At 37.3% G+C, this 14,771-nt stretch carries 10 protein-coding genes and 1 pseudogene; 4 read left to right on the forward strand and 7 right to left on the reverse strand.

Going from position 1 to position 14,771, the window contains the following annotated elements; translation table 11 throughout:
- Nucleotides 1-41: 41 nt before the first annotated feature.
- From MT391_RS04490 to MT391_RS04505, 4 genes and pseudogenes are all read left to right on the forward strand, one after another.
- Nucleotides 42-1,589: pseudogene (locus tag MT391_RS04490) on the forward strand (protein adenylyltransferase SelO).
- Between the two features lie 163 nt (nucleotides 1,590-1,752).
- A complete protein-coding gene (locus MT391_RS04495) occupies nucleotides 1,753-3,462 on the forward strand; it encodes a flagellar assembly protein A (protein ID WP_499497049.1) in 1,710 nt (569 codons plus the stop codon).
- 102 nt (nucleotides 3,463-3,564) lie between these two features.
- The gene (locus MT391_RS04500; protein ID WP_499497050.1) at nucleotides 3,565-4,536 is read left to right on the forward strand and encodes an IS30 family transposase; all 972 of its coding nucleotides are present in this window, start codon (nucleotides 3,565-3,567) and stop codon (nucleotides 4,534-4,536) included.
- Nucleotides 4,537-4,751: 215 nt separating this feature from the next.
- The gene (locus tag MT391_RS04505; protein WP_299663349.1) at nucleotides 4,752-5,474 is read left to right on the forward strand and encodes a YebC/PmpR family DNA-binding transcriptional regulator; all 723 of its coding nucleotides are present in this window, start codon (nucleotides 4,752-4,754) and stop codon (nucleotides 5,472-5,474) included.
- 328 nt (nucleotides 5,475-5,802) lie between these two features.
- Here MT391_RS04505 and putP read toward each other — a convergent pair whose 3' ends face one another.
- From putP to MT391_RS04540, 7 genes are all read right to left on the reverse strand, one after another.
- Nucleotides 5,803-7,299 carry a sodium/proline symporter PutP gene (gene putP / locus MT391_RS04510; protein ID WP_299663347.1) on the reverse strand — a complete coding sequence of 499 codons (1,497 nt, stop codon included), beginning with the start codon at nucleotides 7,297-7,299 and terminating at the stop codon, nucleotides 5,803-5,805.
- Nucleotides 7,300-7,329: 30 nt separating this feature from the next.
- Nucleotides 7,330-8,043, reverse strand: coding sequence for an aldehyde dehydrogenase family protein (locus tag MT391_RS04515; protein WP_499497051.1), 714 nt, complete (start codon nucleotides 8,041-8,043; stop codon nucleotides 7,330-7,332).
- An 11-nt stretch (nucleotides 8,044-8,054) separates the two neighbouring features.
- Entirely contained in the window at nucleotides 8,055-11,189 is a 3,135-nt protein-coding gene (gene putA / locus MT391_RS04520) for a bifunctional proline dehydrogenase/L-glutamate gamma-semialdehyde dehydrogenase PutA (RefSeq protein WP_166369310.1), read from the reverse strand.
- Between the two features lie 467 nt (nucleotides 11,190-11,656).
- Nucleotides 11,657-12,421, reverse strand: a complete 765-nt coding sequence (locus tag MT391_RS04525; protein ID WP_166369308.1) for a helix-turn-helix domain-containing protein — start codon at nucleotides 12,419-12,421, stop codon at nucleotides 11,657-11,659.
- A gap of 413 nt (nucleotides 12,422-12,834) precedes the next feature.
- Nucleotides 12,835-13,065, reverse strand: coding sequence for a glutaredoxin family protein (locus MT391_RS04530; RefSeq protein ID WP_166369306.1), 231 nt, complete (start codon nucleotides 13,063-13,065; stop codon nucleotides 12,835-12,837).
- Between the two features lie 152 nt (nucleotides 13,066-13,217).
- Entirely contained in the window at nucleotides 13,218-13,697 is a 480-nt protein-coding gene (locus MT391_RS04535; RefSeq protein WP_499497052.1) for an FKBP-type peptidyl-prolyl cis-trans isomerase, read from the reverse strand.
- Nucleotides 13,698-13,875: 178 nt separating this feature from the next.
- Complete coding sequence (locus MT391_RS04540; protein ID WP_499497053.1) at nucleotides 13,876-14,760, reverse strand: DUF7281 domain-containing protein; 885 nt, start codon at nucleotides 14,758-14,760, stop codon at nucleotides 13,876-13,878.
- Nucleotides 14,761-14,771: the final 11 nt, after the last annotated feature.

The raw sequence follows: 14,771 nt of genomic DNA on the forward strand, positions 1-14,771 counted from the left end.
AATTACCTGCAGATCCTGAGTTAAGTAATACCTGCCGTAGTGTGGAGCATGCTGCTTACTCATACGTTCCCCCAACACCCACTAAGTTCTCTAAAATAATATGCTGCAATAATGAACTTGCTTATACACTCGGCTTTAGTAATGCGGCATTACAATCAACTGAATTTTCAGAATTAATCAGTGGTAATAACTTACCATCAAAAATGCAGCCCTATGCAATGAATTACGGCGGACATCAGTTTGGCCAATGGGCTGGGCAGTTAGGTGATGGGCGTGCGATCAACTTAGGCCAATATTTGTTGCCTAGTAATGGTACAGAAACAAAAGAATACGCCACTTTACAACTTAAAGGGGCAGGTCAAACCGCCTACTCTCGTCGCGCTGACGGCATGGCAGTACTCCGCTCATCTATCCGTGAATATTTATGCTCAGAAGCTATGTACCATTTAGGTATTCCCACTACTCGAGCATTAAGCTTAACCTTAACGGGTGAAGAAGTCGTACGCGACAAATTATACGATGGCAGAGCCGCCTATGAGCCCTGCGCTATCGTCGCCCGTGTTTCACCTTCATTTTTACGCTTTGGTTCAATTCAATTACCCTCTTCTCGTGGTGATTTAGGTTTATTGAAACAAACAATTGAATACAGTATCACTCATGACTATCCAGCATTAATACCTGAGTCAGGGGTGATTGATAAAACGGTATATTTACAATGGTTCACTGAAATCTGTGAACGTACTGCTCATTTAATTGTTGAATGGATGCGCGTAGGTTTTGTACACGGTGTATTAAATACCGATAATATGTCTTTAATTGGTGAAACTATTGATTTTGGCCCCTATGGCTGGATTGATAATTTTGATTTAAATTGGACACCAAATACATCCGATGCAGCAGAAAAACGTTATCGCTTTGGGCAACAGGGTTACATTGGACAGTGGAATTTGTTCCAATTAGGCAATGCAATTTATCCATTAATTGAAGAAGCAGAGCCTTTGCAGGCTTTATTAAACGATTACAACCATGTATACCAGAAAAAATGGTTAACCATGATGCAAGCAAAACTAGGCCTAGAAGCTAAGCGCGAAGATAGCACAATGGATGAAACGGATTTATTATTGTGTAAAGAGTTAGAAAAAGTAATGTCATTAGTCAATACGGATATGACATTATTTTATCGCCACCTTGCTACTTTTTCTCAGCAAACAGATATTACCGACCACACTGTCTTACTCTCTCATTTTACGACGTGTTTTTATTAGTTAGAAGAGATTACGCCTGAATATTTAGAACAACTTGCCAAATGGCTAGGTCAATATAAAACACGATTAAGCAAACAAAAAAATACAGATGAGCAGCGCAAAGATGCCATGAACAAAGTGAATCCTTGTTATATTTTACGCAATTTTCAAGTACAGGAAGCGATAGAACTAGCAGAGCAAGGGGATTATTCTAGGGTATTAACCTTGGCTGAATTATTAAAGACACCTTATCAAGAACAGCAACAGTATCAACAGTTTTCAGTAAAACGTCCGAATTGGGCGACTAATAAATTTGGATGTTCTGCCCTTTCATGTAGTTCATAGTTTATTAGGTAAACTCACAATATCAGCATAAATATAAACCTCAATATTTAAATTCATGCTACTTTAAATTAGTAGACTTTTAGTTGACATCTATTGATATTTGACACTAGAGTTGATATAAGAATCATATCAGCACTTAATATTCATCCCTAAATAGGTACTTATGAGCGAAACGATGACCGAGACACTCTCTTTATCTGTACAACATATAATGTTGTCTGCTGATAGTTCACAGTTAACATTAAAGATTTTTCAAACTGAATCAGTGATCTCTGTTAAAGATATTGTTCGCCTATTACAAAATCCTGCTCTGCCTCGCTATAAACTCAATATTGATGGGGTTAATAAAGCCATCGCCGCTTTTACTATGTTGCGTGAAGGGTTAGGTGAAGGTGAGCAAGAACAAAGTATCGATTTCCCACCTATTGTGATAGCTAATAAAGTAGATGCCATATTACATATTGATTTAGATAACGATAAAATGAACGCTTACGCCAGAATTACGGTCGCCTATGGGGGTAAATCAATCACCTTAGATGATATAAAAAAGCGTTGTCAGCAATTAGACATTAAGTTCGGTCTATCTACCCTGTATATAATTCAACTGTTAGATATTTGTAGGCATTCTTACCCTGGCAGAATATATACGTTAAAGATAGCTAAAGGAGTTGCCCCAATTGATGGTACCGATGCTCAGTTTAAACAATTAGTCAGCACCGGTAACCATCGTAAACCAGCTCCTTCTACTCTTCCTAATGGCAAAGTTGATATGCTTAACCTTGGTGAATTTATCACTGTTGACATGGGAACGGTGTTAATGCAAAAAACGCCTGTTTATTTAGGTGAGCCTGGTAAAACAGTGACCTCAGAAACAATTCAGCAACAACAAGGCATAGATCACCCTTTTATCGTAAATGATAATGTTCAAATTAACCCTAGTGACCCGCTGCAATTAATCGCGACTAAATACGGCGTACCAATCGATAAACAAGGCTTTATTAGTATTGATGATGTACTGCTATTAGAAGAAGTCACGAACAAAACAGGCCATGTTGAATATAACGGCACCGTAGTGATCACTGGCAATGTAGAAAAAGGCATGAAGGTTAATGTTCGCGGTGACGTAACTGTGATGGGAATGGTTGATTCTGCACACATAACATGTGGTGGGGACTTAACCGTTCAGCAAGCAGTTATTGGCCAACATAAAAAAACCGAAGAGGAAAAATTCAGTTGTGAAATTAATTGCCAAGGTAACTTCTCTGGCACTATCGCGCAGTATGCTTGTCTCAAAATCGGTAAAGATTTGTTATTAAGTAGTCAATTAATACATTGTGATACTGAGTGTAATGGCTCAATTAAAGTACATAATAAGTCATTAACAAAAGGGTCGATCATTGGTGGGGTTACTAAAGTAAATAACAGCATAATAACGGCAATAATAGGTACCAGTGGTGGTACAAAAACGGTTATTGACTTAAAGGGTGATGTTTCTAATTTAGAAAAAAAGAAAAATGTTCAGATACATGATTTACATTTAGTAAACAATATTTTAGATAAATTTAAACAGGCAGATAAAAAAGCAGACTCTATATTAAACATCGCCGAACGCAAAAAAGCGAAGCGCAATATTATGCTAGAAAAACAGCAGTATCGAGATGCGAGCGATCGAATCCAAGTAGAAATGGCAATAACTAAAGCCAACATAGAGGCAAGTTACACTTCTTCTTTTATTAACGCGACTAAAAAGCTATTTAGTGATACTACTGTGTCATTCTCTCATCAAACTTGGTCTAGTAATCAAGAATATGGTCCGAGTACTATTTCTCTATTAAATAAAACGCTGCAGGTATCTCCTTATAAACCCAATTAAGAATAACTTGGATTCAGATCATAAGTGCATAACTTGAATTGGTAGAAAAGACGGTCAGCTGAATATATGCTTATCGCTTTTTCTCCGGCAAGAGATGCAACAATGAAAACATATAAACAACTGACCTACGAACAACGATGCCAGATTTATGCGCTAAAGAAAATAGGCATGAGTCAAAATAAAATAGCTAAACAACTGAATGTGAATCAATCAACGCTTAGTCGGGAGCTTTCTCGCAATACAGGTAAGCGAGGTTATCGAATTAACCAGGCCCAACAAGCTGCAGTTAAAAGGCGTATTGAAGCGCGTAAAGCGATTAAAATGACATCTACTCTGATTGCATTAATAAATGTAAAACTAGGTGAAAAATGGAGTCCTGACCAAATCTCAGGATGGCTTAAGAAAGAGCATGGTACCAGTATTAGCTATGAAACTATTTACCAACATATTTGGTCCGATAAGCGGAGTGGTGGCCAATTATTCCAATATCTGCGTCGAAAAGGCAAGGCTTACCAAGCGCGCAATAAAGATAAACAAGCTGGTCGAGGTTTTATCAAGAACCGCGTCAGTATTGATGAGCGACCTAATATCGTTGATACATGTAGCCGAGTTGGTGATTGGGAAATAGATTTAGTCATTGGTAAAGGGCACAGCGGCGCATTAGTGACTATTGTTGAGCGTAAAACGCGTTTTACAGTATCGACACGTATTGATGATAAGTCAGCAAAGACTGTCACTGCGGCCACACTTGCATTATTAAAACCATTTAAAAATGCAGTATTAACCATCACCGCTGATAACGGTAAAGAGTTCGCTTATCACGAAGAGTTAACCAAAAAATTAAAGTGTGCAGTCTATTTTGCAGACCCATACTGTTCATGGCAACGGGGTTTGAATGAAAATACAAATGGTTTGTTAAGACAATATTGGCCCAAATCTACCGACTTTAAAAAAGTATCGAATTCATTAGTAAAAGAGGTAATATTGAAACTCAATGACAGACCAAGAAAGAAATTAGATTACAATACGCCAGCCAAATTAATGGCTGAACATATGGCAGCTATAGCTGCTTAGTCGTTATGCACTTCAGAGTTGAATCCGCCTAATTTATTATCAATCAGATAACTTGTTTACGACATAGTATGCCTATTAACGTGCAAAACTAACAATATCATGATTTAAACCATCAATATTAGCTATCCCCCACTAGCACCATGAGCGATTACAGGCTAAAATTCTTGCCATTATTTTTCCAGACAATCATTTTAAGAAAACAAGAGAGCATTCAGATGGGAAGAGCATACCAAAACAAAAAAGAGTCTATGGCTAAAACTGCAGGCGCTAAAACTAAAGTTTATTCTAAATACGGTAAAGAGCTTTATGTAGCGGCTAAAAATGGCGGCTTTGATCCAGAGGGCAATTTAACACTTCGTCGTTTGATCGATAGCGCTAAAAAAGACCAAGTACCTGCTCACGTTATTGAACGTGCAATTGAAAAAGCAAAAGGTGGTGGCGGTGAAGATTATGAACGTGCGAGTTATGAAGGTTTTGGACCCGGCGGTTGCTCTGTCATTGTAGACTGTCTAACCGATAACGGTAACCGTACATGGACTGATGTACGTAACTGTTTTAACAAAACAGGTGCTAAAATTGGTTCACCTGGCACAGTTGCACATATGTTTGAACATCAAGCTGTATTTGTATTTGCAGGTGAAGACGATGAAGCCGTTTTAGAAGACCTTATGATGGCTGATGTAGATGTGGTTGACGTAGTTAGTGAAGATGGAAAGATTTCAGTGTTTTGTCCTCACACAGAGTTTAACAACGCAAAAATTGCATTACATGCTAGTTACCCAGATGTAGAGCTTGAAGTTGAAGAGATCACTTACGTACCGCAAACGGATACTGAGATAACTGAAGAACATGTTGAAAAATTCGAGAAATTTATTGAAATGTTAGAAGATTGTGACGATGTACAAAATGTATATCATAATGCAGTCTTACCAGACTAATTATTAACAGTTACTGACTCTGATACTGATATAAGTGATGAAACCACACTCTGTGTGGTTTTTTTATACCTGTTATCTAAGCAATTCTGCTAAATAGCTGATTATTCTTGTTAGTTAAAATACGAAACTCTTAGATTAGAGATTTTCAAAAGGAACAAGCATTCAATGCCATTGCTATAACCTAATAAGAGCCCTAGAGGATCGCACACTACATCTACAAGCAAAGTAGGTAGAGCTCATTTTTATTTTGCATAAAAAAATGCCACTAAATAATGGCATTTTATAAATAACTAATAATCACTTAATGGACTAACGGTTAAACCATTTATTAATCAAGTGTTTTCAATTGTCTTTCATATTTATCGAACTGAGCTGTTACTTCAGCTGATGGTTCATCAGTGAATAAACTCACTGCTACAATAGAGATAGTCGCTAAAATTACCCCTGGTACAATTTCATATAAATCGAATATACCACCAGATAACTGTTTCCAAACCACAATTGTAATACCACCCACTAACATACCTGCGATAGCTCCACTTCGGTTCATACGTTTCCAATATAAGCTTAAGATAAGTACCGGTCCAAATGCAGCACCAAATCCAGCCCAAGCATAAGAAACAAGACCTAATACTGAACTATCAGGCGACATTGCAAGATATAAAGCGAGTAAAGAAATAAACACAACACCTAAACGACCTACCATTACAATTTCGCTAGAAGTTGCATTAGGTTTAATTAATTGTTTGTAAAAATCTTCAGCTAAAGCAGATGAAGAAACTAATAATTGTGAATCAGCAGTACTCATTATTGCCGCAAGAATAGCTGCTAATAAAATACCTGCTATCGCTGGATGGAAAATAGTATTCACTAGTACCATGAATATTTTTTCACCATCTTCAAGACCTCCAGTTAATGAGTCATTCATATACAACATACCCACTAAACCGACTAATACCGCGCCTGTCATTGATAATGCAGTCCATACCACAGCAATTCGACGTGCAGTGGTTAAATCTTTATTACTACGTGTTGCTTTAAAACGCGCTAATATATGAGGCTGTCCAAAATAGCCTAAACCCCACGCAACCAACGACACAATTGCAATCCAAGATAAAGGCTCACCATCAACACCATTCCAAATTGATAACAGCTCTGGGTTAATTGCATACAAGTCAGAAGATAATTGATCCACGCCGCCGTTCATCGCTGCAATCGGTACAATTAACAAGGCGGCTGACATTAATAAACCTTGTACTAAGTCAGTCCATGCTACCGCTAAAAACCCACCAAACAACGTATATGAAACGACACAGACAGTACCAATAATTACCGCAACCGTATAATCCATAGAGAATACAGTTTCAAACAATTTACCACCAGCCACTAAACCTGAACTGGTATAGAAAAGGAAGAACATAAGAATAAAGAAAGCCGCTAAACTTTGCACTAGTTTTGTTTTATCAGCAAAACGACGTGATAAGAACGCAGGTAAAGTTAAAGAATCGTTAGCGGTAATACTATAAGTACGTAAACGCTTAGCGACGATCAACCAATTTAACCAAGTTCCTGCTAATAAACCACCTGCTAACCATAATGATTCCAAACCAGCAGCATAGGCATAACCTGGCAACCCTAACAACAACCAGCCACTCATATCCGACGCACCTGCAGATAATGCAGCGGGCCATGGCCCTAAGCGGCGTCCACCTAAGAAGTAGTCCTTAGCATCTGAGGTTCGCTTATAAGCATAAATACCAATAGCTAACATCATGACGAGGTACACCATAAATGTTGCTATTATAGTAAAATTATTTTCTATCATAGATCACTCCGTTTTTGATCGTTAATGCTCTTATTGCTCACCGCAACCTAAAGCTAATAAAGTAGCGTTACCACCTACCGCAGTGACATTAGTCGACAGCGTTTTTTCGGTAATAAAGCGTAATACTAAATGTTGATCTCGTACTGTTGGTAACAGTGCTAAATCTGTTTCTGCAATTAATTGAGCAATTTGTCCTGTTCGAGCTGCTAACGCTTGATTCAAACTAATTGCCTGTGTCTCATTACCTACATAGCCAACACCGGCAATACTAGGGTCTGAAATGATAGCCTGTAATGCTTCCTTCTCTTTAACAATGAACACTGGCATTTCAACACCAGTTAATGAACAAGCTTGCTGTAAACTAGAGACAATTTCCTTATTGTCAGAATTAGATAATAATAAAACACTATTGCCTGCAATTAATGCACAGTTTAATAGCCCCACTAATGCTGGAATAGAGGAGTCCTCTTCCATCATCATCAAAAATATACCCCGACCAGAGGTGCTCAGTATATTACTCTCACCCGTTGGCCCAGGCATCACTTGCGATTCTGCGATTAACGAAATAGCTTGGCGATTATGAAATTCAATCACGTGTGCCGGCATATCACCAATATTAGGATTATCTTTTAAACGCTCTCCCCACTGTGCAGTGATCCCGATGCGTTGATGTATATTGATCTCATTCCATGTTAACCATGATTTTTTTGCTTGCTGGATCATTACAGTTATTGATTCTGACATGATACTTTCTCCTAACATGAACTTACGATTTGTTGAGTAAAACGATGTAAATAACGTGGGCCACCGGCTTTGGGGCCAGTACCAGATAGACCTTGTCCACCAAAAGGTTGTACACCTACTACCGCACCTACTTGATCACGATTGATATAACAGTTACCAACTCGGCTCATTTCTGCGATATGTGTATAAGCTCTTTCGTTACGGCTATGTACACCCATCGTTAGACCAAAACCAGTATTATTGATCTGTTCAATAACGTTATCTAATTCAGCCGCTTTAAAACGGATCACATGTAAGATCGGACCAAACTGCTCTTCGCTTAATTGTCCAAGATTATCAATTTCGATGGCGGTAGGTGAAATGAAGTCACCTTTTGCACAACTGTCATTTAAAGCCACTTGTGCTAACAGTTTATGTTCAGCAATCATCTTTTGAAGATGCGCGTTAAGCTTATCTTTTGCTGTTTTATCAATAACAGGTCCCACATCGGTGCTATGAAGATAAGGTAAACCAACAGCAAGTTCTTGCATTGCTCCCTTAATTAATTCAATAACACGCTCTGCAACATCTTGTTGAATAAATAACACCCTTAATGCTGAACAACGTTGCCCTGCAGAAGCAAAAGCTGAACGAACAACATCACGAGCAACTTGCTCTGGTAATGCAGTGCTATCTACAATCATTGCATTCTGCCCACCTGTCTCTGCTACAAAGGTAGCGGGTAATAATGGTCGTTTAGCTAGATTACGGTTAATCACTTGTGCGGTCCCCGTAGAGCCCGTGAATACAACACCAGCAATACGGTGGTCAGCAGTTAACGCAGAACCAATTTGAGCACCATTACCGGTTAATAATTGAATACATTGTTTAGGGAATCCAGCTTCAAGCATTAATAAAACAGTGCGTACTGCAATTAACGAAGTTTGCTCCGCAGGTTTCGCAATCACCGTATTACCGGCCACTAACGCAGCACCAATTTGACCTAGGAAGATCGCTAATGGGAAGTTCCATGGGCTGATACAAACAAACACGCCTTTACCTTGATGGCGAATTTGTTGCGTTATTCCATCAAAGCTGACATCTGTTTCAGCGTTAGAGAAGTTATCAACGGCCTGTTGTGCATAATAACGACAGAAATCTACAGCTTCTCGCACTTCATCAATACAGTCATGAATTGTTTTGCCGGCTTCGTGGTGACATAAAGCAATTAACTCAGGCATATTTGATTCAAGTAAATCAGCAAGTTTATACAAGTACTGAGCACGCTCCTGTACTTCCGTATTAGACCACTCAGGAAAATATTGATGTGCAGTACTTAGTGCTTTTTCAATCATCTGTGTTTCAGAAAAAACCACTGATCCAACACTAATAGTACGGTCGTAGGGAGCAGTACATTGGTAAACTTCTGTTTTCTCAGTAACATCATTGTAATGAGTACCGTCAACTATAGGCCCCATTTTCCAAAAATGGCCTGTGAATACTTCTACTTTTTTCTCAAAAGGAAGTGCTTCGCTTTCTATGTCAATATTTACACTGAACGAGTTTTTGCGATCAGGGAAAATAGCAGGTGGTAATTCAATTAAACTGTTATGTAATGATTGACGCTTTAATAATGTATCAACAGGATGCTCAATTAATTCATCTATAGGGCAATCAGCATCAACTAAACGATGTACAAATGAGCTATTGGCGCCATTTTCTAATAAACGTCTCACCAAATAAGGTAATAGATCTTTGTGGCTCCCTACTGGAGCATAGATACGTACATTACTATTAGACATGGTCATTACGTGGTTATACAGCGCATCTCCCATGCCATGTAACCTTTGGAATTCAAACTCTTTGTGAGTCGACATTGAGTTGATCGCGGCTATCGTGTGCGCATTATGGCTAGCAAATTGTGGGTAAATAAGCCCCTTAACATGTTCGCATAAAAGAAAACGTGCACAGGCTAAATAAGAAACATCAGTTGCTTCTTTACGCGTATAAACAGGATAAGCCGCGTAACCATTTTGTTGAGATAATTTGATTTCACTATCCCAGTAAGCACCTTTCACTAAGCGTAAAGGAATAACATCACCTTGAGATTTAGCTAATGCAGCCAACCAAACTAAAACAGGTAAAGCGCGTTTGCTGTAAGCTTGTACCACAATACCGAACTTTCCCCAGCCTTGTGTTTTTGGATCTCGGTATAATTTTTCAAATAATGCCAATGAAAGCTCAAGACGATCCGCTTCCTCAGCATCAATAGTTAAGCCAACATTTAAAGCACGCGCTCTTTCTATTAATGACAACACCGAGTCAAACATTTCAGTCATCACACGTTGTTTGTTCGCAGGTTCATAACGTGGATGTAGCGCAGATAATTTAATCGACACCGTCGCAGCATTATTTGCCTGATTTTTATTAATAGACTTGCTGCCTACTGACTCAATCGCCGTTAAATATGCCGCATAATATTTTTTTGCATCACTGGCCGTTAGTGCTGATTCACCAAGCATATCAAAGGAATAACTACAGCCTTTGTTAGTAAACCCTTTACCGTTCTTTTGTGCTTCATCGATATTGCGGCCCAATACAAATTGGTGCCCCATTATTTTCATCGCTTGATGCATTGCTTTACGAATAACAGGCTCAGACATTTTATTAACCAAGCTGTTAACAACATTGGTCGTACTATTGGTTCTAGTTTTTTTTAAATTAACAATTTTACCCGTTAATAGAAGGCCCCACGTTGAGGCATTTACAAAAATAGAATCTGATTTTTTAAGATGTGATTTCCAGTCAGCAACGCTGAGTTTATCTTTAATTAAAGCATCTGCCGTTGTTGAATCAGGAATACGCATTAATGCTTCAGCTAAACACATTAATAAAATACCTTCTTTGGTATCTAAACTGTATTCCAGTAATAATGCATCAATCATCTGCACAGCATTTTTATCTTTACGCACGCGCTTGATCAAATCCGTGGCATAATCAGCCATCGTATTTGATTCATCTTTTGATGGTGTAGCAAGTGGTATTAGTTGCTTTAAACAAGCAGACTCATCAGCCATATACAATGGTGAAATATGTGTCCAAAGCGTTGCTAGCTCTGTATTTATAAAATCTTTGTGCAACACATCCGTTGCAATAAATGATGACATACCCGACTCTCCTAAAAATCATAACACCTGTTAATGTTATGTTATGCAAATGTAACTAAGCACGGATAGTATTGCTAAAAACGTTTGAGTTCTTACCTAAAACTACGATTTATATGTCAAAAAGTACGATCGATTTTTTTTTGTGATCAACATCATGGAAAATTACAATCCAGCTTTATAAAAAAATGATTAATAGTGAATAAATAATGGCAGTAAATAGCTCTTATGCAGTCTGATACAGTCATTCGTCCTTAGGCTGTACATAAAATAAGGCCTAACGCAGTAACCTTTACGTTTAGTGATTAATTGGGAAGGTTGAAAGGCATAGCTGTGAGACATAGTTGAGATATATAGTTGAGAGGAATAGTAAAACCTCTACTTGTAGGATAGTAAAGGCTTCAGTTATACAAAGAAATTAATGAATTCGAGGAGGAAACATTGTCAACGCAACATCAGGCATTGAACTATTAGCGATACCTAGAAGGGGAAGTTCCCTGAAATTTAGTGAAGGTGTGAGTAAAACTACTTTGATTAGCAAAGCCACTAGCACTGGCAATCATCGCTAATGTCAAAGAGCGATCTTCTAATAACTGTTTTGCAAGATTCAGTCGTACTTGCATTATGTATTGATGAGGGGTCATGCCCATTTGTTGTTTAAACAATAAGTGAAATTGACTTTCGCCTAAGAACACACAACCTGCTAGCTGAGCGACGCTGATTTTAGTAGTAATATGTTGAATAATAAAATTATCAATCACTTCTATATTAATGCGATTTTTTTTACTTAGGTCGGTTTTAATATGACGCTGTAATAAAGCAATAATTGTATTTTTGCATGCTTCTGCAACCAATATATCATCAGGGGCTTGGCGCATCTCTTTAACTAATAATTGTAATAATATCTGAAACTGGTTATCTAATTTAAAATATTGATTAGAATGAATCAAAGGTTGAATATGTTGAGCAGTGTAATTATCTAATTGAGACTCAGTAGGTAAATTTAGCGTTAGTATTTCGGCAAAACCTAAACCATTAAAAGCATGATCAGATGAAGCAGTCACCACACAGCCCTGGCCTGGTACAATAATATTCTGCATACCTTCAATGCTAAATTCAGAGTTACCATTTAATGCAATCACTAATTGATGATGATCGTGGTCATGGTGCTGTATTTCATTGGGTAAAGTTATGACTTCAGCCGGTCGCATTAAAACAGCTTCAATTAAATTCATAACTCACTCCTTATAATAGATAATATTAAAAATCCAAATATAAAAGCGAAATGTTAAATTACCTAATAAAAAAATTATATTTTTGAACGACTGTCATTAAGTGGTCATTTATTAGTAATAAAGTGAGCGGTTGTTAAGCATTTTACAAATTCTTGCTGATTATTGATTATTGATTATTGATTATTGATTATTGATGACAAGAAAAATCGAATTCGATGTTCGGCAACATGACATTGTAAATAAAATTGAATGTCGATTGATAAAACGAATACTAATATAAATTAAAGCACTAAATTGATAGGAAGGTTAGAACAAGTTAATTAAAGTATGTCGAGTGATAGAGTCTAGGGATTAACAAAATAGGTTTTATCAATTAGTAGAATTAGACAACTCCTAATCACTCCCCACAGAAATTATTCGTTCTTGTATAAGTTAAGGAAACCTTTAACACTAAAACCATTCAAGAACTGATCGCCTATTTTCACTACAGGTACACCACGGTATCCCGTTTTCGCAAATTCTTTTTGGCCTGCAGCACTTTTAACATCAACTAATCTGAAGGTGATTTTTTGTTGCTCAAGATATTGTTTAGCTGTTTTACAATGAGGACAATTTGCCATTGTATATAATGAAACACGTTTCATTTTTGTATCCTTCGGTTTAAATAATTGCTTCATGACTTGAGGTTAATAGGCCTGTGATAGTATACTTAAGAATGTATTTAAGCATATGAAAAGTAACACTATACACAGGCGATATTTGTAAAAACGCGAAAAAATTAACTGCGCTTTATGGTCTAATGAGCACAACCACCTTTTGCATGGGCATGACCATGCGATAACTCATCTTCAGTTGCCGCACGTACACTTATTACTTCAATAGCAAACGTTAATGTTTTACCCGCGAATGGATGATTCAAATCGCAATCTGCATTAAAACGCCCTACTTTGACGATCGTGACTTCTTGCTTACCTTGGTTAGATTCAACTACTGCTGTCATGCCAGCCGTCCATTTCTTTGCTCCTTGTAAGTGTTTAATCGGAATACGTTGTAACGCACCTTCACGACGTTCACCATAAGACTCTTCAGGAGATAATGTTACTTCAAATTTATCACCCACTGTTTTATCGACAAAGGCTTGCTCCATTTTTTCAAATAGACCACCGCCGCCGTGTAAATAAATAAGCGGTTCATTATCTTTACTGTCTTCTAATAACTCATTACCTTCTGTTAAGCGGTAATGAAATTCAACGACACTGTTTTTAGCTATTTGCATTGTATATCCTTGTTAATCTTTTATATTGTTATTAAATTATTGTTAATAAGTTATTTTACTAAGTTATTGTTACTGATTAGTTTTTACTAAGCCGTTTTACTGACTAATTGCCACTAAGGTATTTTATTAAGCTATCTTACTAAGGAATAGTTTCTGCTCCTACTAGCACTTAATGGGCTTAATTAAATAATTCAACCACTGCTACGGGCATTTGGTGTGCTAAAATATGCTCTTGTTTAATAGTTTTTTTATGCTCACAGATTGTAGCAACCAAGTTTTGGCTTTCTGCTGATAAGGTTTTATTTTTCAGATAATTAACTGAATTAATTTGGTTATAAAAATCTTTTTCAATGCCACTAATGTTAAAGGTTTCAACCATACTTGTTTGAACAGTTAAAATCTTAGTTGCGCTGCTACTTATAGCAATTTCTAAGCCTTTAGGGTCTACGTCCGCAAAACATAATAGCTGATGTGAAGCACTAAATGATCTAAAAAACGCATAGGCTTGATGGGTACTTTGTATTGATTTTTGATCACCACGATACAGCCATAGGGCATTTTTTAAATGTGCTGCATTATCCATTAATACTAAATGTTGTAAATTAGCCATTACCGCTAGGTTTTCAACCAACACAATATATTGATGCTCTACACTGTTAATTTTAGATGCATCAACATATAACCCCAATGATGAAATCGCACCTACCTCTATCTGCTGTCCATTAAGTTGCAGTGTTTGCATTGCGTTAACCAATACAAAGTCATTACTAACGGACAAGGTATTAAACTTTTCATTGTTATGGCTAAGAGCAGTATCTACACGAGTACTTTTATCCGGATAATTATCAAAAAGTAAATTAATGTGTAACTCTCGTTGCACTAATTCAATAATAGCTGCTCTATCTTGTTCAGTATAAAACCACAATCCATCATGAATACGTCCGAGACGATGAGTATCAACCATCCAACGACAACTTTGGCTTGCTTTCACAGCCCCGAGATCAGCACGAAGATGTCTTGCAAAAAAATCATACTGTATTTTATTAAAGCGTGAATAATTCATGTTGGTTTTAA

Source organism: Vibrio sp. 1-Bac 57 (assembly GCF_037546855.1).
In the GTDB taxonomy this organism is placed as follows: Bacteria; Pseudomonadota; Gammaproteobacteria; order Enterobacterales; family Psychromonadaceae; genus Psychromonas.